Origin of the sequence: Arthrobacter sp. BB-1 (assembly GCF_006151685.1) — a bacterium.
In the GTDB taxonomy this organism is placed as follows: domain Bacteria; phylum Actinomycetota; class Actinomycetes; order Actinomycetales; family Micrococcaceae; genus Arthrobacter.
The window spans coordinates 1-20,557 of the sequence record NZ_VDEV01000014.1 but is presented as its reverse complement, the minus strand read 5'-3'; the positions used below and the strand labels follow the sequence as shown (position 1 = coordinate 20,557).

General features: G+C 66.0%; 16 protein-coding genes. 9 read left to right on the top strand and 7 right to left on the bottom strand.

Going from position 1 to position 20,557, the window contains the following annotated elements; all coding sequences use genetic code 11:
• Positions 1-161 precede the first annotated feature (161 nt).
• Both FHJ30_RS08340 and dinB read right to left on the bottom strand, forming a co-directional pair.
• Positions 162-539, bottom strand: a complete 378-nt coding sequence (locus tag FHJ30_RS08340) for a DUF3040 domain-containing protein (protein ID WP_139028848.1) — start codon at positions 537-539, stop codon at positions 162-164.
• Between the two features lie 274 nt (positions 540-813).
• The gene (gene dinB, locus FHJ30_RS08335; RefSeq protein ID WP_240793643.1) at positions 814-2,040 is read right to left on the bottom strand and encodes a DNA polymerase IV; all 1,227 of its coding nucleotides are present in this window, start codon (positions 2,038-2,040) and stop codon (positions 814-816) included.
• Between the two features lie 74 nt (positions 2,041-2,114).
• On the opposite strand from dinB, the gene FHJ30_RS08330 reads away from it, so the two are divergent.
• Together FHJ30_RS08330 and FHJ30_RS08325 are read left to right on the top strand one after the other, a co-directional pair.
• On the top strand, positions 2,115-2,642 hold the full coding sequence (locus FHJ30_RS08330; protein ID WP_139028847.1) for a hypothetical protein: 528 nt from the start codon (positions 2,115-2,117) through the stop codon (positions 2,640-2,642).
• Entirely contained in the window at positions 2,639-3,733 is a 1,095-nt protein-coding gene (locus FHJ30_RS08325) for a polyprenyl synthetase family protein (protein WP_139028846.1), read from the top strand. Before FHJ30_RS08330 ends, FHJ30_RS08325 begins: the two co-directional genes overlap by 4 nt.
• Positions 3,734-3,800: 67 nt before the next feature.
• Here the strand turns inward: FHJ30_RS08325 and FHJ30_RS08320 are convergent, their stop codons facing one another.
• Positions 3,801-4,154: an Rv2175c family DNA-binding protein gene (locus FHJ30_RS08320; protein WP_171058969.1), complete on the bottom strand. Its 354-nt coding sequence runs from the start codon at positions 4,152-4,154 to the stop codon at positions 3,801-3,803.
• Positions 4,155-4,400: 246 nt separating this feature from the next.
• Between FHJ30_RS08320 and FHJ30_RS08315 the strand changes: the two genes are divergently transcribed.
• Both FHJ30_RS08315 and FHJ30_RS08310 read left to right on the top strand, forming a co-directional pair.
• Positions 4,401-5,789: a lytic transglycosylase domain-containing protein gene (locus FHJ30_RS08315; RefSeq protein WP_139028845.1), complete on the top strand. Its 1,389-nt coding sequence runs from the start codon at positions 4,401-4,403 to the stop codon at positions 5,787-5,789.
• A 106-nt stretch (positions 5,790-5,895) separates the two neighbouring features.
• Positions 5,896-8,043 carry a Stk1 family PASTA domain-containing Ser/Thr kinase gene (locus FHJ30_RS08310; RefSeq protein WP_139028844.1) on the top strand — a complete coding sequence of 716 codons (2,148 nt, stop codon included), beginning with the start codon at positions 5,896-5,898 and terminating at the stop codon, positions 8,041-8,043.
• A 43-nt stretch (positions 8,044-8,086) separates the two neighbouring features.
• Here FHJ30_RS08310 and FHJ30_RS08305 read toward each other — a convergent pair whose 3' ends face one another.
• A complete protein-coding gene (locus tag FHJ30_RS08305; RefSeq protein WP_139028843.1) occupies positions 8,087-9,481 on the bottom strand; it encodes a class II 3-deoxy-7-phosphoheptulonate synthase in 1,395 nt (464 codons plus the stop codon).
• Positions 9,482-9,554: 73 nt separating this feature from the next.
• Positions 9,555-10,391, bottom strand: coding sequence for a 1-acyl-sn-glycerol-3-phosphate acyltransferase (locus FHJ30_RS08300; protein WP_139028842.1), 837 nt, complete (start codon positions 10,389-10,391; stop codon positions 9,555-9,557).
• Between the two features lie 112 nt (positions 10,392-10,503).
• Here FHJ30_RS08300 and FHJ30_RS08295 point away from each other — a divergent pair, with 112 nt between their 5' ends.
• From FHJ30_RS08295 to FHJ30_RS08285, 3 genes are read left to right on the top strand one after another with little or no spacing between them, the layout of a single operon-like run.
• On the top strand, positions 10,504-11,292 hold the full coding sequence (locus tag FHJ30_RS08295) for a carboxylesterase (RefSeq protein WP_139028841.1): 789 nt from the start codon (positions 10,504-10,506) through the stop codon (positions 11,290-11,292).
• Positions 11,289-12,110, top strand: a complete 822-nt coding sequence (locus FHJ30_RS08290; RefSeq protein WP_139028840.1) for a carboxylesterase — start codon at positions 11,289-11,291, stop codon at positions 12,108-12,110. Before FHJ30_RS08295 ends, FHJ30_RS08290 begins: the two co-directional genes overlap by 4 nt.
• Entirely contained in the window at positions 12,097-12,675 is a 579-nt protein-coding gene (locus FHJ30_RS08285) for a hypothetical protein (protein ID WP_139028839.1), read from the top strand. The genes FHJ30_RS08290 and FHJ30_RS08285 overlap by 14 nt, the downstream gene beginning before the upstream one ends.
• Here the strand turns inward: FHJ30_RS08285 and FHJ30_RS08280 are convergent.
• A complete protein-coding gene (locus tag FHJ30_RS08280) occupies positions 12,672-13,766 on the bottom strand; it encodes an ROK family glucokinase (protein WP_139028838.1) in 1,095 nt (364 codons plus the stop codon). The two genes, FHJ30_RS08285 and FHJ30_RS08280, sit on opposite strands and share 4 nt — an antisense overlap.
• 186 nt (positions 13,767-13,952) lie before the next feature.
• On the opposite strand from FHJ30_RS08280, the gene FHJ30_RS08275 reads away from it, so the two are divergent.
• On the top strand, positions 13,953-15,761 hold the full coding sequence (locus FHJ30_RS08275) for a long-chain fatty acid--CoA ligase (RefSeq protein ID WP_139028837.1): 1,809 nt from the start codon (positions 13,953-13,955) through the stop codon (positions 15,759-15,761).
• 232 nt (positions 15,762-15,993) lie between these two features.
• Here the strand turns inward: FHJ30_RS08275 and FHJ30_RS08270 are convergent, their stop codons facing one another.
• Positions 15,994-19,392 (bottom strand): pyruvate carboxylase, encoded by a 3,399-nt coding sequence (locus FHJ30_RS08270; protein ID WP_139028836.1) that lies wholly within the window; start codon positions 19,390-19,392, stop codon positions 15,994-15,996.
• 301 nt (positions 19,393-19,693) lie between these two features.
• Here FHJ30_RS08270 and FHJ30_RS08265 point away from each other — a divergent pair, with 301 nt between their 5' ends.
• Complete coding sequence (locus FHJ30_RS08265; RefSeq protein ID WP_139028835.1) at positions 19,694-20,512, top strand: ParA family protein; 819 nt, start codon at positions 19,694-19,696, stop codon at positions 20,510-20,512.
• Positions 20,513-20,557 lie beyond the last annotated feature (45 nt).

The window sequence follows — 20,557 nt, the reverse complement described above, 5'->3', positions numbered from 1 at the left end:
GTGAAACCGCTGGTGGCGCCGCAGTATTGTCCGTGCGCCGGCCTTTTCAATGCGGCCCGCCGATTAAATGCGAAAAGACCCGCCATATGGCGGGTCTTTTCGCATTGCCCCTTCGACGGGGAGCGAAGTGGAGGTGCCGGGAGTAATTCGGCGCGAGGCGTTTAGGGTTCCCCCCTGCGCCTTTCGTCCCACCGTTCCTCAAGGCTGCTCATAAAGGAACTCCTGGACTTGCCCGGCTTTCGGCCGCTGGCCTTGGAGCCCGGCTTTGTCCCGGCCGAACTGCTGCGCATGGTGGCGAAATAGACGCCACCGCCCATCACCACAAAGCCAAGGACTCCGACGAAGATATTTTGGAGAGTGACACCCACGAGTAACAGGAAGACGCCAGCCAGGGCGCAGAGGACGCCAATCACCACGTGCCTCGTGGACCATGAACGCCCCGGGTCTGAACCCATGGAATTCGCGAACTTCGGGTCGTCCTCGTGAAGCTGCTTCTCCAGCTGCTCAAGCAGCTTCTGTTCGTGCTCCGACAGCGGCATCACGACCTCCTTTTGTAGGCCAACGTCCGGGCTGATCCCAGCCACTACTTCTGCACCCTTAACGGCTGTTATGCCTAAGAGGTTCCCGCTCCGCCTGCCAAGGCGGAGATCGGTAACCCGGCATGCCGTCGCAGGAGCGGGAGCATGTCCAAGAGGGTCCGGCAGTAAGTCCAGTCACTCGAAAACTATGTATATCTAAGGATAGTTTGTTGAGGGCTGTTCTGAAAGACGGGAAACACTTTGGCGGCGGCCCGGCCGGGCCTTATTGCAGCCGCTATTCGCGGGTGTTTCCAGGCTCCATCAGGCGGGCGGGAAGGACGGACTTGGCGCCGAATTTGCGGGCCACTTCGTCGAGCGCCTGCTCAGCCGCCCGCCAGTTGTCGTCCCGGCGGTCGATGCTGAGCTGAAGCGACGTCCGGGCCGCGTCCTCGAGCTGCTCGGCGCGCACCCCCACCAAGCGGACGGTCATGGCCCTGTCCCCCACCGACTCAAGCAGCTGCAGGGCAACCGCGTAGATCAGCTGGGCGCTGTCCACGGGCGTCTGGACCGTCCGGCTGCGCGTGATGGTGGAGAAGTCGGCGAACCGGAGCTTCAGGGCGATGGTCCGCGCCACCATCCCTGAACTCCTCAGTCGCGCGGCCGTGCGGTGGGACAGGCGCAGCAGTTCCCGGTGGAGCAGTGCGTCGTCGGCGGTGTCAACGGCAAACGTTTCTTCCGCGCCAATGCTCTTCTCCAGCCGGACCGGGGTGACGGGCCGGTGGTCAACTCCCCAGGAAAGCTGGTGGACATGCTCCCCCGTGGCACCCAGCATCTTCTTCAGGGAGGAGACCGGCGTCGCTGCCACGTCGGCAACTGTCCTGATGCCCATCCTGGCGAGCACATCCGCCGTCTTGGCGCCTACTCCCCACAGGGCGCCCACCGGCAGGCTGTGGAGATACGGCACGGTCTCATCGGGCGCGATCATCAGCAGCCCGTCCGGCTTGCAGCGGGTCGAGGCAATCTTGGCCACAAATTTGGATTCCGCTATTCCCACCGATGCCGTGATGCCCAGCTCCGCGGCAACCCGCCGGCGGATCATCTCCCCAATTCCCCTCGGAGCGCCCAGGCGCCTGATGGCGCCGGTGACGTCGAGGAAGGCCTCATCAACACTGAGGGGTTCGACAAGCTCGGTGATGGACTCGAAAATGCCCATCAGCTGGGCAGACACTTCGTAGTACAGCTTGTGGCGCGGTTCGATAATGACCGCCTGGGGACACATCCGCGCGGCCACGGCCATCGGCATGGCTGACTTCACCCCGAACGCCCTGGCTTCGTAGGAGGCGGAGAGGACCACGGAACGGTCCGCGGGGAAGCCGACGATGACGGGCCTGCCCACGAGTTCAGGACGCGTCCGCAGCTCCACCGAGACAAAAAAGGCATCCATGTCCACGTGCATGATGCACTTGCGCCTGTGTCCCGGAAGGCGCGCTCCGGGCGGCTGGTTCTTACCTTCGGGCCCCACGGCTGCAATCCTATCCGTTTGTACTGACTAAACTGGAGGCTGAATCCGGCATCAACACCAGGAGGAATGTCCCTGTGACGGTCTTTGGAAACCTTAAGCCAGCAGGGTTGGCAGCACTCGCTGCCGGCGCAGCCTTGCTGCTTGCAGCCTGCAGCCCAACTCCGTCGACAGCCCCGGACCCCTCTGCCTCCGCTTCCACTCCGGCAACTGCCGGGTCAACCATCACAGCTTCTCCCAGCCCCTCCGCTTCGCCCAACACGTCGGCGACCGTTGGCGCAGTAGTGGAGGGCTTCCCGCAGCAGCTCCTGCCCCTCATGCCGGGAGCGAAGGTGGTGTCAAGCAGTTTTGACAAGGCCTCGGCTCCCGCCACTGCCGCCCTCGTTGCAAGCATCACAGCCCCCACGGCTGCGGTCGTGGACTACTACACCAAGGCCCTTGAGGGGCAAGGCTTCAAAGCCGTTCCGGGCGAAGCGGTGGGAGCGGTGGCTTCCAAGGACTTTGTCCGCGGGGACAGCGAAACCGTCAACCTCTCGGTGGTTGAAGCTTCGGGCGTTGCCACTTTCACCATCGGGGCCAACGTGGCAGCTGAGTCCGCCAAGTGACGGCAGCAGAACAGCTGAGGAATGAGCAGGCAGACTTCGTTGCGGCGGTAGCCGGCGAGCTGACGGGGTTCCTCACCTTGCGGCAGGCCATTATGTCGGGCATCTCGCCGGACATCGAACCCCTGATGGGTTCCATCTCCAACCTGGTGACAGGCGGCAAGCGCCTGCGCGCGTTGATGTGCTACTGGGGCTGGCGGGGCGCCGGCGGGCAACCCGCCGCGCAACAGGTGGTAACGGCCGGCGCGGCACTGGAACTGTTCCAGGCAGCGGCCCTGATCCATGACGACATCATCGACCGGTCGGATACCCGGCGGGGCGGTCCAAGCGTCCACCGCCGGTTCACTGAGCTCCACGGGTCGCGGGGGTGGGCGCTGGACAGCGAACGGTTCGGGCACGCGGCTGCAATCCTGACAGGCGACCTTTGCCTCTCCTTCAGCGAGGAAGCTTTTACGGATATTGGCGAGCGTGCGGCCGCCGGCACCAGGGCCAGGCTGATCTTCAACCTCATGCGGGCTGAGGTGATGGCCGGCCAGTACCTCGACATCCTGGAGGAAGTGGCCGGTCCGGTGAGGGACCGGGCCGGGGCCGTGACCCGCGCACAGTCCATCATCAGGTTCAAGTCCGCAAAATACTCCACCGAGCACCCCCTGGCGCTGGGTGGAGCCCTTGCGGGAGCCTCGGATGAGCTGCTCCGCGGCTACTCCGCTTTTGCCTTGCCCCTGGGCGAAGCCTTCCAGCTCCGCGACGACGTGCTAGGCGTCTTCGGTGATCCGCTGACAACCGGCAAGCCCGCCGGTGACGACTTGCGGGAAGGAAAGCGCACCGTGCTGGTTGCCCTTGCCCTGGACCAGGCGTCTTCAGCCGAAGCGGCCTTCATCGACGCAAGGCTTGGCAGCCCCGACCTCTCGGAAGAGGACATCCTCGAACTCAGGCGCATTATTGAAGAATCCGGCGCACTGGCGGCGACCGAAGTCCTGATCAACGAATTCGGGGCGGCCGCGTTCGACGCCCTGGACTCGCTCCCCCTGGATGAACTGCCGAAAACCGCCCTGCGGAGGCTGGCTGAAGCGACAGTCAGCCGCGCCTCCTGAGCCAACGGGTTTTGCTTGCCGGGGACAGTCGGGTTTTTTGTGTTTCCGAACATCCCCGGCCGGCGGATTACCAGGCGAGGGTCTGGGCCCGTCGCCGTATTTCCGTTTTGCGGCCCTCGCGCAGGGCATCGATGGGGCGTCCCCGCAGCGATTCATCCGGGGTAAACAGCCAAACGATCAGGTCCTCATCCGAATAGCCGGCGTCAGCCAGGACAACAATCGTCCCCTTGAGGCTGTCCACAACCTGCCCGTCCTGGATAAACGCCGCGGGCACGGACCGGATTCTACGTTCCCCTACCCGCAGTGCCGCAAGGGCACGTTCGTCAATCAGGCTGTGAACCCGGGTGATGGAAACATCCAATAAACGGGCGACGTCGGGTAAGGGCAACCATTCGCCCACAAGGTCTTCTACATTGCTCACGGATCAAGGTTGCCACGCTGTGCGCCCTGCCGCCTAGTCGATGCCTCCATGGGATGCTCCTGACCTGCGGACACACCCGGAATTCTTCCTTGCAGCCATTCCAGGAATTCTTGTGCTATTTCCAAATTCGTGAGAGATTCTCATTGACCACATATGTAACAGCATTAACAGCAGTAACAGTAGTATCAAGGAAATGCACGCGGCATCCCCGCCCGCGCCCCCGCAGTTGAGAAGAGGATTCTTTCCATGACGATGTCCCGCTCGCACAAGCAGCCCCCCAAGCCGAGCCTGCCCATGCTCGCTGCCACGACGGCGGCTCTGCCAGCGGTCGTATTGTCATCCTTGGCGCTGGCCCAGCCCGTTGCCGCTGCGCAACCTGCCCGTGTTGTCCCGGCTACGCTGGCTGCCGCCATGAAGGCCCAGGCGGCAAAAGCAACTGCGGCGGTCATCCCCGCCTCCGCCGTGTCCACTGCTATCCCGGCTGCCTTCAAGCCCACACAGCCGCAGGCACCCGCCGAGTACACGATTGCGCGCGGCGACACCATCAGTGCGATCGCTGGAAGGTTCGGCCTGAACACCGGTGAAATCCTGAAACTGAACAACCTTCAGCCGAACACCATTATTTACCCGGGCCAGAAGATTAAACTTTCAGGCTCTGCCGCTGCTCCGGCCGCCCCGTCAGCCGCTCCCGCACCGGCCGCGCCCGCCGCCCCAACCGGCGCCACCTATACCGTGAAGGCAGGCGACACGCTCGGAGCCATTGCGGCCCGCCATAACGTGGGCCTGGCTGACGTGTTTGCCTGGAACAACCTCAACATGCGCTCCATCATCCACCCGGGGCAGAAGATCAAGGTGGGCGCCGGCGGGGCTGCACCAGCTGCCGCCGCGCCTGTCTCCGGCGGCCTGGCTTCAACGTCCGCTCCGGCTGCCCCGGCACCCGCGGCCCCGGCTCCGGCTCCCGGCTCTTACACCGTAAAGGCCGGAGATACCCTCTCTGCCATTGCCTCGCGCCACGGCGTGAAGCTCTCCGAGTTGCTCTCCGCCAACCGCCTGAGCATGACCAGTGTCATCTACCCGGGCAACAAGCTGGCCATCCCTGGGGGTTCCGCCCAGCCGGCCGCCCCGCAGCCGGCTGCCTCCGTGACGCCCCTCGTCCCAAGTTCGTTCCTCGGCTTCAGCTACCCCGCCGCGGTGGTTAGCTCGGCCAACGAGAACAAAGCCTTGCTGAACGCCTCCCCGGTGCCCTCCCGCAGCGAGATGCGGAACATCGTGGCCGATACCGCGCGCAGGATGGGCGTGGAACCCTCGCTCGCCCTCGCGTTTGCGCACCAGGAATCCGGGTTTGACCAGCGCGCAGTGTCTCCGGCGAACGCAATCGGAACCATGCAGGTCATCCCCAGCTCCGGGCAGTGGGCATCGGACCTGGTGGGACGCAAGCTGAACCTCCTGGACCCCTACGACAATGCGACAGCCGGCGTCGCGATCATCCGCCAGCTCCTTGCCACCAGCAAGGACACGGACACGGCCATCGCGGGCTACTACCAGGGCCAGTACTCCGTGAGCAAATACGGCATGTACGACGACACCAAGGCCTACGTCGCCGCGATCAAGGCGCACCAGAAGAACTTCGGCTGACCTTCCGCCGCCCGGACCCGCCCGAGGCGGGGACGCAGGAAGATTGACACGGGTCCGGACCGGCAACGGTTCGGGCCCGTTTCATTGCGGGGACTAGGATCGAAGGGTGCAGGAACACGTGTCAGACCCTCTTGTTGGGACGCTGGTGGACAACCGGTATGCCGTCAGGTCCAAGCTTGCGCGGGGCGGAATGTCCACTGTCTATTTGGCCACGGACCAGCGGCTGGAACGGGACGTGGCGCTCAAGGTGCTGCACCCGCACCTCTCCGCAGACGATAATTTCCTGGGCAGGCTGGGGCGGGAAGCGAAGGCAGCAGCCAGATTGTCCCACCCGCACGTGGTGGGGGTCCTCGACCAGGGGAACGATGGCCGCACCGCCTACCTGGTCATGGAGTACATCAAGGGCCACACCCTGCGTGACCTCATCTCCGAGAAGGGCGCGCTGCCGCCCCGGCTGGCCCTCGCGCTGATCGACCCGGTAGTGGAAGGACTCGGCGCTGCGCATGCCGCCGGCTTCATCCACCGCGACGTCAAGCCCGAAAACGTCCTGATTTCGGACGATGGACGGATCAAGATTGGGGACTTCGGGCTCGCGCGTGCGGTCACCACTTCCACGAGCACCGGCGCGTTGATCGGAACAGTTGCCTACCTCTCGCCGGAGCTCGTCCTGGGAAAGCCCGCGGACGCACGCAGCGACATCTACTCAGTGGGCATCATGCTGTTCGAAATGCTCACCGGGCAGCAGCCGTTCAACGGCGAGGTCCCCATCCAAGTGGCCTACCAGCATGTCAACGGGACAGTGGGCCCGCCTTCCGCCCTGGTTCCCGGACTGGCGGCCGAGGTGGACGAGCTGGTGCAGTGGTGCACCTCCAACGACCCCGAAAACCGGCCGGTAGACGGCAACGCGCTGCTCCAGGAACTTCGGCATATCCGGACCAACCTCACCGACGCGGAGCTGGACCTGCGTCCACCGGCGGCTGCGGCCGGCGGAGCCGTGGCCGACTCCCAGGCCGCAGCGCCCAGGGATCCAGGGCAGTTCCAGCACACCGGGCAGTTCCAGGATCCAGGGCGTACCCAGAATCCAACAGAGGTGATCGGCCGGGCCAACAACCCCACAACGGTGATGCCGTTTGGCAAGCCGGCCGCGCCTGCCTACCCGCCCTCACGGGGCCAGCTTCCCTACCCCGGTCCTGCAGATCCCGGCGTTTCCCGCCATACCCTCACTCCCCCGGACGACGACACCGGGCCGTGGTCCCCGCAGCCTCCGCCGCTGGGCAAGCGTGCCCAGCGCAAGGCGGACAAGGAGGACGAGCGGGCACGGTCCCGCGCGGCCGCCACCCCCGCCCGGACGTTGCGTGAGGGCAGCCCGCGCCGCCGGGGAATCCTGTGGGTGATCGTGCTGGTTATCGCTGCCCTGCTGGCTACCGGGGCCGGCTGGTTCTTCGGGATGGGCCCGGGCGCCGCGGCCACCATCCCGTCCGTGGCCAACAAGACCGTGGCCCAGGCACAGCAGCTTCTGGCCGACGCCGGTTTCCGGTCCACCACCAGGGACATTTTCGACGACGACGTGCCCTCGGGACTCGTGGTGGCAAGCGAGCCTGCCGCAGGCACGGAAATCCGCAAGTTCCAGCCGGTGTCGCTCTATGTTTCGAAGGGTCCCGAGCTGTTCCCGCTCCCGAAACTGACTGGCGGCACCCTGGAGCAGGCCAAGGCCGGCCTCAACGCAGCCGAAATGGCGCTTGGCCCGGTGACCGAACAGTTCCATGAGAAGGTGCCGGCGGGCACCGTCCTGTCGCAGGAGCCTGCCCCGGGTACAGCGGTCCGCCATGGCACGCCAGTCAGCCTGGTGGTTTCGAAAGGGCCCGAGCCGATTCCTGTCCCCTCCGTGGTGGGTCAGGACGAAAAGGATGCTGTTGACGCCATCGAGGCCGCCGGCCTCACGGCGGAGGTCGCCCCCGATGAAGTGTTCAGCCGGGACATCCCGGAAGGCTCGGTGGCCAGCCAGGCCCCGGCGACCGGAACGCTCACCCGCGGCGGCACCGTGACGCTGACCATTTCGAAGGGACCCCGGATGGTGAAGGTCCCCAGCTACATCGGCAAGCAGGCCACGGACGCGCGAAAGGCCTTGGAGGGCCTGGGCTTCCAAGTGCGCGTCAACAATATCCTGGGCGGCTTCTTCGGCACGGTCCGGGACCAGGATCCGGTGGACAAGGAAGTGCCCGAAGGTTCGGTTATCACCCTGACGGTGGTGTAGGCGCCCACCCGCCTGCGTCACCGCCAGGGTAATCAGCCGGACATCAGTGCTTGGCGAGTGCTCCGGCCACCAGGAAGGCCATTTCCAGCGACTGCATGTGGTTCAGGCGCGGGTCGCAGACCGACTCGTAGCGGTCCAGGAAGGCGTCCTGGTCCACGGGGTCGGCGCCGCCAAGGCACTCTGCGACGTCGTCTCCGGTCATTTCAACGTGCAGGCCGCCGGGAACGGTGCCCAGGGCGTGGTGCACTTCGAAGAAGCCGCGCACTTCGTCAATGACGTCGTCGAAATTGCGTGTTTTGTACCCGTTGGGGGATGTGACCGTGTTTCCGTGCATGGGGTCGGTAACCCAGAGCACCTGCGCGCCTGAGGCAGTGACCTTCTCGACGACGGCGGGCAGCTTCTCGCGGATGTTGCCGGCACCCATGCGGGTGATGAAGGTGAGCCGGCCGGGCTCGCGCTCCGGGTCAAGCTTGTCGATCAGGCGGAGGGCGTCGTCGCCGGTGGTGGACGGGCCCAGCTTGACGCCGATGGGGTTCCGCACCCGTGAGAGGAAGTCCACGTGCGCGTGGTCCAGTTCGCGGGTACGCTCCCCGATCCAGAGGAAGTGCGCGGAGGTGTCGTAGGGGAATCCGGTGCGGGAATCGATGCGGGTCAGCGCACGCTCGTAGTCCAGGAGAAGGGCCTCGTGGCTGGCGAAGAACTCGACGCGCTTGAGTGCCTCGAAGTCGGCGCCGCAGGAAGCCATGAACTTGATGGCCCGGTCAATGTCCCGGGCCAGGGACTCATAGCGGGCATGCGCGGGGTTCTCGGTGAAGCCCTTGTTCCACTGGTGCACCGAGCGCAGGTCCGCGAATCCACCCTGGGTGAAGGCGCGGATGAGGTTCAGCGTGGAAGCGGACGTGTGGTACGCGCGGAGCATGCGGGAGGCGTCGTGGCCCCGCGATTCCGGCGTGAAGTCGTATCCGTTGACGATGTCCCCGCGGTAGGCGGGCAAGGTGACGCCGTCGCGGGTTTCATCGTTGGAGGAACGGGGCTTGGCGAACTGGCCCGCCATGCGGCCCATCTTGATGACGGGCATGGCCGCACCGTAGGTGAGCACCACCGCCATCTGGAGGATGGTCTTGACGCGGGCGCTGATCTTGTCCGCTGTTGCCGCCTCGAAGGTCTCGGCGCAGTCACCGCCCTGCAGGAGGAAGGCCTTGCCCTGTGCAGCGGCAGCCAGGCGTTCGCGGAGGACATCCACCTCGCCGGCGAACACCAGCGGAGGGAGTACGGAGAGCTCCTTCACCGATGCCTCAAACACGTCCCGGTCCTGCCAGCTGGGCTGCTGGGAAATGGGGAGGTCCCGCCAGTCATCGAGTCCGGGATAGTTGGCTGCTCCGCTCTGGGCGGTGCTGGACAGCGAAAAGGCGGGTTTTGCAGTTAGCTCAGTCACCATCTAAGACTAACGGTCGGGCAGGGCCCCGGGACACCGTACCGTCACGCACCCCGCCCGGTGCGTCACAACCGCTTCACGCCTTGGCGGCAGCCCCGCCGTCGTCCGTTTTCCGGACGGCGCCCTCCCCCGGCCCTGCGTCCGCCGCAGGACCGGCAGAGGGACCGGCCGCATCAGCTGCAGCAGGCGCCGGCGACGCCAGGGGTTCAGCGGCTGCCGCGGGTTCGGAGGGCTTTCCCGCCAGGCGAAGCTTCACCACGGCGGCGTACTCGTCCACGTATTCCTGTCCGGAGAGCCGCATCAGTTCGAACATGATCTGGTCCGTGACCTTCCGCTGCACATCACGGTCTTCTGCCTGGTCCCGGTACCGGCTGAAGTCCAGCGGCTCACCAAAGATCATGCCGATCCTGCGGATGTTCGGCAGCCGTTTGCCGATGGGCTGCACTTTGTCCGTGCCGATCATGGCCACCGGAACCACGGGAACTCCGGCCTGCAGGGCGAGCCTTGCCACGCCCACCTTGCCCCTGTACAGCTTTGCATCCGGGCTCCGGGTGCCCTCCGGGTAGATGCCCAGCAGCCCGCCGTGGTTGAGGACCTCCATGCCCGCACTCAGCGACGCGGCCGATGCAGCCCCGCCGGACCGGTCCATGGGCAACTGGTTGGTCAGGCGGAAGAACAGTGCGGTCAGCCTGCCCTTGATGCCGGTGCCGGTGAAGTACTCAGACTTAGCCAGGAAGACCACCGGGCGCCGCACCATTAGCGGCATAAAAATCGAATCGGAAAACGACAGGTGGTTTGAGGCGATGATCGCCGCGCCCTCGGCCGGGATATTGTCCAGTCCCTTGACCCAGGGGCGGAAAAGAAGCTTCAGCACAGGACCAAGGAAAATCCGCTTCATGACCCAATAGAACACGTGAGAAACCTCTCCGGAAAGGCGGCCCCCGGACCCCGCGTTGGGCCTGGCCAGCAGTTCAATGCAACCCTACTCTAGTGAGATTTGTACGGAACAGTGACACGATGGAGGCATGAGCGAAAGCAGCACCCCGTCCCCTCCTGCCGCTTTCAGCTATCCCGGCCACGGACCAAATGCACGTACCGGCGTGGCCATTTGCCACGGCTTCACAGGGAGCCCGCTCAGCCTGCTGCCATGGGCCGAGCACCTGGCGTCCCAGGGTTATGCCGTCACCGTTCCCTTGCTGCCTGGCCACGGAACGGACTGGCGCCATCTGGCCAGGACACGCTGGACCGACTGGTACAGCAGCTTCGAGGCTGCCTACCTGGAGCTGGAGGAACGGACCGACGCAACGTTTGTCGCCGGACTCTCGATGGGCGGGGCCATAGCGCTGCTCACCGCTTCCCGGCACAACGTGGCCGGGGTGTCCGTGGTCAACCCGGGCCTGAGTTTTTACAACCGGAGGGTCCGGGTGGTTGGAGTGCTGAAGTACTTCCAGCGGACAACCATCCCTATCCAGGAGGAACAGCCGACGGCGGCAGCCACCAATGACGGCGACTATTCACGCACCCCGCTGGCAGCAGTGCACGAGCTGAAGAAGCTTTTTGCCGTGGCGGCCCGGGGCTTGCCCAGGGTGTCGGCTCCGGTCCAGGTGTTCAAGTCGCGCACGGACGCGGTGGTGCCGCCAACCTCCCTGGCACTGTTGCGGAAGGGCCTGGGCCCAAACCTTGTTGACGTAGTGGACCTCCACAGCAGCGGACATGTCGCTACGCTGGACGTGGACGCGCCGGAGATCCACGCGAAATCCAGTGGCTTCTTCCACGCCCTCGCCCGCCAGAAGACTTCATTGGAGACCCCATGACCTCCGGCCTGGACCACAGCCCGTTCAGCAGCAGTTCCACCGGCCGGGGGCCCCGCATCGGCGTGGTCCTCTCGCATGGGTTTACCGCCAGTCCGCACGGTCTGCGCGCCTGGGCCCAGGCCTTGGCCGATGCCGGATTCGCCGTTCGGATGCCGCTGCTTCCCGGGCACGGCACCAGCTGGCAGGAACTCGCACGGACGCGGTGGGAGGAGTGGCACGGCGCTTTGGACCAGGCCTACCTTGAACTGGACGCGGACTGCGACTACGTCTTTTCGGCCGGACTGAGCATGGGAGGAGCGCTGGCGCTCCGGATTGCGGCTACCCGGCCCGTTGCCGGCGTGATCGTGGTCAATCCTGGGCTGGTCATCGATGACCCGCGCGCGCCGATCGCCGGGCTCCTGAAGCTGGTGATGAAAAGTACGCCTGCCATCGCCAACGACATCCTCAAGGAAGGCATGGACGAGGGCGCCTACCCCCGGACACCGGTCGCTGCGGCGCACCAGCTCAACAAGATGTTCAAGGACACCATCAGGCTCCTTCCCCGGATCACTGCTCCGGTCAAGGTATTCCGCTCCACCGTGGACCACGTGGTATCCGACTCGAGCCTGGTGGCGCTCCGCCGCGGCCTCACCCATGCTCCCCTGGATGTGGTCTACCTTGAGAACAGCTACCATGTGGCAACCCTGGACAACGACGCGGACCGGATTTTCCAGGGCTCCGTGGACTTTATCCGGTCGGTTGCCTCCGGCACGGGTCCTGGGCCGTCAACGGCAAGTGCGCCATCAACGCTGGAGGTCACGTCCCATGAACAGGCCTGATCCCGGCTCCCCGGACCCGGGCGCCAACCAGGACGACGCTGTGTGGCTGGACCTCGTGGCCCGGCTCGAAGCCGACTCTCCCGCCGCAAGCACCGGCACTGACACCGGCACCGGTCCTGGCACCGATCCCAGCATTACCGCTGCTTCGCAGGATGATTCGACGGCGGGCGGACGGCCTTCCGTTTTCCGGGACTTCGACCCCCTGGGCCTGGCAGGCGCGGCACCTGCGGAAATGTCTGCCGCGGAACGGCAGGCATCAGGGGACGGCGGAAGCACGGATGCAGACGCTCCAGCCGGGCCACGCGACTATGGCGTAGACGAGGAGGACGGTGCGTTCGTCCCGGAAGAACCACCCAGCCTCGCCGGAACGGACCCGCTTACCATGCTCGCCTGGCTCGCCGCCGTGGGCGGGCCCGTGGCGCTGCTGTTCTCAGCCATGTTCTGGCGCTCGGCACCGTTGCTTGCCATCGTGGGAATCGTGGCCGTGTTCGTGCTGGGAACGGTGTACCTCATCATGCAGCTTCCGCAGGAAAAAGACGAGGACGACGACGGCGCCCGGGTTTAGCGGCGCGTCCGGCTGCTGACGCGGGATAGGTCGGCAGCGCCGATAAGTCCCGCGTTCGGCCCCAGCGCCGCCAGCTGGATACCGGCGGCAGGCCTGAAGCCCCGGCCCGTCAGGTTGCGGGCGAAAGCTTTGCGGGCAGGTTCCACCAGCAGGTCCCCGGCCGAGCACAAGCCACCGCCGATGACGAAAAGTCCCGGATCCAAGGCCGCAGCCAGGTTTGCGAGCCCCAGCCCAAGCCACTCCCCTACTTCCTCGAGCAGTTCGCGTGATGCGGGGTCGCCTGCCAGGGCCAGTTCCGTCACAATGGCGCCGGTAATCTCCTCGGTCCGCCCGTTGACGGCCGCAATCAGGTCCTGCGCCACCGGGGAGTTTGCCCGGGCCAGGATCCTGGCTTCGCGTCCCAGCGCATTCCCGGACGCGTACTGCTCCCAGCAGCCGCGGTTCCCGCACTCGCAGCGGTGCCCGCCCGGCATGATGATCTGGTGTCCGAATTCCCCGGCCACGCCGAAGCGGCCGCGCTCCACCCGCCCGTCCATCACCATGGCGCCGCCGATGCCGGTGCCCAGTGTGATGCAGACCAGCCGGTCCTCCCCTTGCCCGGCACCGAAGCGCCATTCGGCCCACGCGGCGGCGTCGGCGTCGTTGGCCAGAAGGACGGGCCGGCGGAGCAGCTGCTGCAGGTTTGCCCGGAGCGGTTCATTGCGCCAGGCCAGGTGGGGGCTGAAAAGCACCGTGCCGCCTTCGAGGTCCATCCAGCCTGCGGCGCCGATGCCTACGGACCAAATGCGGTGGCCCTTGCCCAGTTCCTCCACCAGCTCGACGATGACCCGTTCCACTGCCCGGGGGTCGCTGCCGGGAGTGGCACGGCGCGCTTCGCTGAGGATGCGGCCGTCCGCGTCAACGACGCCGGCGGCTACTTTCGTACCGCCGATGTCGATCCCGATGGCGAGGCCCTTGCGGCCGAGGCGCAGGTGCTCACGGAAGCCCCCGCCGTCGTGCCGCGTCCGCGCCCTGTAGGCGGTGGGCCGGCGCTTCCAGGGGGCGGGTCTTCTGAGGGGCCCGGCCTGTTCGCCGGTGGGCGGTACGTACATAGTCCCCCATTCTAGGTGGGCACAATCGCCGGAGCCCGCGGCAGCCGCAATGCCGGCCACTTGTCTCCCGGTGTCATTGACTGTAAAGTTACCCGCCAGTAACTTTATATACTGCACCGCCCCGCACCGCCGTACTAGTCTTTAGGCATACCCCCGTGCGGGACCTCGGATATCAAAGGAGCTATAGTGCGCGAATTCAGTGTTCCGCCTCTTGTTGTAGTCCCACCGGAGACCAACATCACCGACCTGGTGCTGCGGCAGTCCGCCAAGGAGAGCAACCCCGCCCTCTTTTCGCGGCGCGATGCCTCCGGGTCCTGGCAGGACATTTCCGCCACTGCTTTCGTGGCCGACGTCCGGGCGCTGGCAAAAGGACTGATGGCGAGCGGCGTGGGCGCCGGCGACCGCGTGGGCATCATGTCCCGCACCCGGTACGAATGGTCCCTGGTGGACTTCGCGATTTGGTTCGCCGGCGCCGTTTCCGTCCCCATCTACGAAACATCCTCGCCTTCCCAGGTTGCCTGGAACCTCGGCGACTCCGGCGCCGTGGCCGCTTTTGGCGAGGCAGCGCACCATGAGGACATCATCCGCCAGGCTGTAACGGCGGAAGGCCTGGCGTCTCTCCAGCACGTGTGGCAGCTGGAAGGCCAGGGACTGGATGCCCTCCGCGAAGCCGGCCGGGAGGTCAGCGATGACGATCTTGAAGCCAGGAGGAAAACAGCCTCCCTGGCTGATACCGCCACCATCATCTACACCTCCGGCACTACGGGCAGGCCCAAGGGCTGCGAACTGACGCACGGCAACTTCGTTGAGCTTTCGGACAACGCGCTCGCCATCATTGGCGAGATCGTCCACGAGAACGCGAAGACCATTATGTTCCTCCCGCTGGCGCACGTCTTTGCCCGCTTCATTTCCGTCCTTGCCATGGCGGCCGGCACTACCGTGGCGCACACCCCGGACATCAAGAACCTCCTGGCGGACCTGCAGAGCTACGAGCCCACGTTCATCCTGGCGGTGCCGCGGGTCTTCGAAAAGGTCTACAACTCCGCGATGACCAAGGCGGAGGACGGCGGCAAGGGAGCCATCTTCCACAAGGCAGCCGATACCGCCATCGCCTTTTCCAAGGCACGGCAGGAGGGCCGGATCGGCCTGGGCCTGAAGCTGCGCCACGCGTTGTTCGACAAACTCGTCTATGGCAAGCTGCGGGCCGCAATGGGCGGCCACGTTGCCCATGCCGTGTCCGGCGGCGGCCCGCTGGGCGAGCGGCTGGGCCACTTTTTCCAAGGCATCGGGCTGCAGGTGCTTGAAGGCTACGGCCTGACGGAAACCACGGCGCCCATCTCCGTGAACACCCCGTCGCTGATCAAGATCGGGTCCGTCGGAAAGCCCCTGCCGGGCAATGCGGTGAAGATCGCCGACGACGGCGAGATCCTCGCCAAGGGCGTGTGCGTCATGCGCGGCTACTACAAGCGGCCGGACCTCACCGGCGAGACGTTCGACGACGGGTGGTTCCGTACCGGGGACATCGGCCGGCTCGATGACGACGGCTTCGTGTGGATCACCGGGCGCAAGAAGGAGATCATCGTCACCGCCGGTGGCAAGAACGTCATCCCGGCCCTGCTCGAGGACCAGATCCGCGCCGACGCACTGGTCTCGCAGGTGCTGGTGGTCGGCGACAACCGGCCGTTCATCGGCGCCCTGGTCACGCTGGACCAGGAAGCCCTGCCCGGCTGGCTGCAGCGCCACAACCTCCCCGCAGACACCACCCTGGCCGACGCCGCCACCAACCCGGTGGTCAAGGCCGCAGTCCAGGACCTCATCACCGCCGCGAACACGTCGGTTTCCCAGGCCGAGGCCATCAAGTCGTTCCGGATCGTGCCCGCCGACTTCACGGAGGCGTCAGGGCACCTGACACCGTCGATGAAAGTAAAAAGGGCGCAGGTCATGAAGGACTTCGAGACGGTCATCGAAGAGATGTACGCAGCCCCGCGCTCCTGACTGTTCGCCGGGGTCCGGCGGCCCCCCGGTCCTCTGCGTGCTATTCCCCACGCCCCGCTGAGGCCGCTGCGCGGCGAGCGGGGGCGCAGGGCCCCTTTTACGCACGCTGCCGGACCGGGGGCCGCCTGTATCCGTTGCCTGGTCCGGAAGCGCGGCCGTTTGGAAAGGGAAAGGTCCTCCCACTGGTGTTCAGTGGGAGGACCCTTTTCGCTGTCTTACTGCGCGGCCGGGATTACTGCTCCACCACCAGGAGCAGGTCGCCGCCTTCCACCTGCTCGATGGATGAGATGGCTAGCCGTGAGACTTTGCCTGCCACCGGCGTCGTGATCGATGCTTCCATCTTCATCGCCTCGATGGTGGCCACCGTGTCGCCGGCCTTTACCTCGTCGCCCGGCTTGACCGTCACCGTGACGGCGCCTGCGAACGGCGCGGCCACGTGGCCGGGCTGGGCAGGGTCGGCCTTCTCCGCTGCCTTGACGTTGCTGACCACGGAACGGTCGCGCACCACCACGGGGCGGGACTGGCCGTTGAGGGTGCACATCACGGTGCGCATGCCCTTCTCGTCCGGCTCGGATACCGCTTCCAGCGACGCGATCAGCCGCACGCCCTTCTCCAGCTGGATCTCGTGTTCCTGGCCGCGCTGCAGGCCGTAGAGGTAGTCACGGGTATCCAGGACGGAGATGTTGCCGTAGGTTTCGACGCTCTTCAGGTAGTCCTTGGTGGGTCCGTCGAAGAGCAGCCGGTTCAGCGTGTGCTGGCGGGTCTTGGAGTCGGACTTCAGGGCCGCACTGTCCTCGGCGCTCAGTTCCACGTCCCTGACCTTCACGCTGCGGCCCTGCAGGGCCTTGGTGCGGAAGGGCTCCGGCCAGCCTCCGGGAGGATCGCCGAGCTCACCGGACAGGAAGCCGATCACCGAATCCGGGATGTCGTAGTTCTGCGGGTTCGATTCAAAGTCGGCGGGGTCGGCGTTCAGGCCCACCAGGTGCAGGGCGAGGTCACCCACCACCTTGGAGGACGGGGTCACCTTGACCAGGTGGCCAAGGATGCGGTCCGCCGCGGTGTACATGTCCTCGATCGCTTCAAAGCGCTCCCCCAGTCCCAGCGCCATGGCCTGCTGGCGGAGGTTGGAGAGCTGGCCGCCGGGGATCTCGTGCTGGTACACGCGCCCGGTGGGGCCCGGAAGGCCGGACTCGAACGGGGCGTAGACGCGGCGGACCGCTTCCCAGTAGGGTTCCAGCGAGCTGACCGCAGCAAGGCTGAGGCCCGTGTCCCGCGGAGTGTGCGCCAGGGCTGCCACCAGGGCAGAGGCCGAGGGCTGGCTGGTGGTTCCCGCCAGGGACGCGGAGGCCACGTCCACGGCGTCGACACCGGCATCCACGGCAGCCATCAGGGTGGCCAGCTGGCCTCCTGCAGTGTCGTGCGTGTGCAGGTGGACAGGCAGGTCGAAACGCTCGCGGAGCGCTGAAACGAGCTTTGCCGCCGCTGCGGGACGGAGCAGGCCGGCCATGTCCTTGATGGCGAGGATGTGGGCTCCGGCGTCGACGATCTTCTGCGCCAGCCCCAGGTAGTAGTCCAGGGTGTAGAGCTTCTCGGCGGGGTCCAGCAGGTCGCCGGTGTAGCAAAGCGCCACTTCGGCAACTGCCGTGCCCGTGGCCCTGACTGCACGGATGGCAGGGGCCATCTGGCTGACGTCGTTCAAGGCGTCGAAGATCCGGAAGATGTCGATTCCGGTGGCTGCGGCCTCGTTAACGAATGCTTCGGTGACCTCTTCGGGGTACGGCGTGTATCCCACGGTGTTGCGTCCGCGCAGGAGCATCTGGAGGCAGACGTTGGGCATTGCCTTGCGCAGGGCGGCCAGCCGGTCCCACGGGTCTTCGCCCAGGAACCGGAGTGCAACGTCATAGGTTGCCCCGCCCCAGGCTTCAACGGACAGCAGTTCCGGCAGCAGCGCGGTGACGGCGGGTCCGGCGGCCACGAGGTCGCGGGTGCGGACGCGGGTTGCCAGCAGCGACTGGTGGGCATCCCTGAAAGTGGTGTCCGTGACGGCCACCGCGTTCTGTTCGCGAAGCGCCTTGGCAAAACCCTCGGGTCCCAGTTCCAGGAGCCGCTGCCGGGAGCCGGGGGCGGCCTGCTTGTCCTTGACGGACGGCAGTTTGCTGGCCGGGTTGGAGTGGACCTTGAGTTCGCCGTTGGGCTTGTTGACGGTCACCTCCGCCAGCCAGGTGAGGAGCTTGGTGCCGCGGTCGGCCGAGACGCGGGCCTTGAGGAGCTGCGGACGCTCATCGATGAAGGAGGTGGCGACGTCCCCGGCAATGAAGTCGGGATCGTCCAGCACCGCCTGCAGGAAGGAGATGTTGGTGGAGACGCCGCGGATGCGGAATTCTGCCAGGGCGCGGCGTGCACGCGCGACGGCGGCAGGGTAGTCCCTGCCGCGGCAGGTGAGCTTGACCAGCATCGAGTCGAAGTGCGGGCTGATTTCGGCACCCGAGTAAACCGTGCCGCCGTCGAGCCTTACACCAGCGCCGCCGGCGGAACGGTAACCGGTGATCTTTCCGACGTCCGGCCGGAAGCCGTTGGCCGGGTCCTCCGTGGTGATGCGGCTCTGAAGCGCCGCGCCGCGGAGCTTTACGGTGTCCTGGGAGAGGCCGAGGTCGGCAAGTGTTTCTCCCGCGGCGATCCGCATCTGCGCCTGGACAAGGTCCACGTCGGTGACTTCCTCGGTGACCGTGTGCTCCACCTGGATGCGCGGGTTCATCTCGATGAAGACGTGCTGGCCGGCGCGCTCCCCAACGGTGTCCACCAGGAACTCCACCGTGCCGGCGTTGACGTAGTTCAGGGCCTTGGCGAACTTGACGGCATCCCGGTACAGAGCCTGCCGGATGCCCTCGTCCAGGTTGGGGGCCGGAGCGATCTCGATGACCTTCTGGTGGCGCCGCTGGATGGAGCAGTCGCGTTCGAAGAGGTGCATGACGTTGCCGTGGGCATCGGCCAGGATCTGGACCTCGATGTGCCGCGGGCGCAAGACGGCCTGCTCCAGGAACATGGTGGGGTCGCCAAAGGCCGCATCGGCCTCACGCATGGCTGACTGCAGGGCTTCGGGCAGCGCTTCACGGGTATCCACCCGGCGCATACCGCGGCCGCCGCCACCGGCCACAGCCTTGGCGAAGATGGGGAACCCGATCTCGTCCGCTGCCGCGATCAGTTCGTCCAGGTCCTTGGAGGGCGCGCTGGATTTCAGGACGGGAACGCCGGCGTCGCGGGCAGCCTTCAAGGCTGCCACCTTGTTGCCCGCGAGTTCGAGCACCTCGGCCGGCGGACCAACAAAGGTGATGCCCGCCGCCTTCGCGGCCCGGGCGAGGTCCGGGTTCTCCGAAAGGAACCCGTAGCCGGGATAAATGGCGTCCGCACCGGACTCTTTTGCCACCCGCACCACTTCAGCTACGTCCAGGTAAGCCCGGACGGGGTGGCCCTCTTCGCCAATCAGGTAGGCCTCGTCCGCCTTCTGGCGGTGGATCGAGTTTCGGTCCTCATGGGGGAAAACGGCAACCGTCTTGGCGCCCAGCTCGTAGCCGGCGCGGAAGGCCCTGATCGCGATTTCGCCGCGGTTGGCCACCAGAACTTTGGAAAACATACTTCTCCTGCATCATTGCGGGTGGATCGGTGAGTGGTCACAGTGTCTAGGACCTCGAAGGACAAACACAAATCTTTGTGGCCACCATCACAGATTTCCCCGTCATGTCCCGAACCCTTATGCCGGCCCGGGCGGAAACCGCCCCGGCAGCACAGTCGGTGCCATGCCGACGCCCAATAAAGCAGGATTCGCCGATGCATCAACATATGATGAGTAGGGCGGCAGGACCGTCCGGCTTCGGCACTGCCGGAGCAAACATTACCCCCAACACGGCATCCGGCGTTAGGTTTTGGTCTCTCAAGTGCAAGTAGTCAGCATCAGCAGCCTTAAGGGTGGAGTCGGCAAGACTTCCGTCACCACAGGATTGGCGTCTGCGGCGCTGGCCGCGGGCATCAGCACGCTGGTGGTGGACCTTGATCCCCATGCGGATGCCACCACTGCCCTGGGGGTCCAGCCCGGCGACCAGCTGGATATCGGCAGGATGCTCAAGAGCCCCCGCCGGGCAAAACTGGCCGAAAACGTGGTGCGCAGCAGCTGGACGGCCAGGGCGCAGTCCAACGGGTCCGGCCCCGCCGTGCTGGACGTCGCCGTCGGCTCTGCCTACACCGGCATCTATGACCGGCCGGACCTGGGCCGCCGCGACCTGCGCAGGCTCTCCTCTGTCCTGGCCACCGGGGACGACTACCAGCTTGTCCTGGTGGACTGCCCGCCGTCCCTGAACGGACTGACCCGGATGGCCTGGTCTGCCAGCGATAAGGTAGCGCTGGTGGCCGAGCCCGGGCTGTTCTCGGTGGCCGGCACCGAGCGGACCATGCGCGCCATCCAGCTTTTCCGCCAGGAGTTCGCTCCCAACCTCTCACCTGCAGGCATTGTGGCCAACCGGGTGCGCTCGGGTTCCTCGGAACATGCGTACCGGCTCGCGGAGATGGAGTCCATGTTCGGGGATCTCCTCCTAAGCCCCCGGATTCCGGAACAGGCCAACTGGCAGCAGATCCAGGGTGCCGCCCACCCCGTGCACCACTGGCCCGGCGACTCGGCGAAATCCGCTGCGGCCCTGTTCGATGAACTGCTGGCCAACCTCATGGCTGTGGGCAGCGGCCTGCGCAGCCGCGCCAGGTAGGGCCTGCAGAAAGCAGGCTCAATAAGCAAGGGGCCGCCCTCCGGA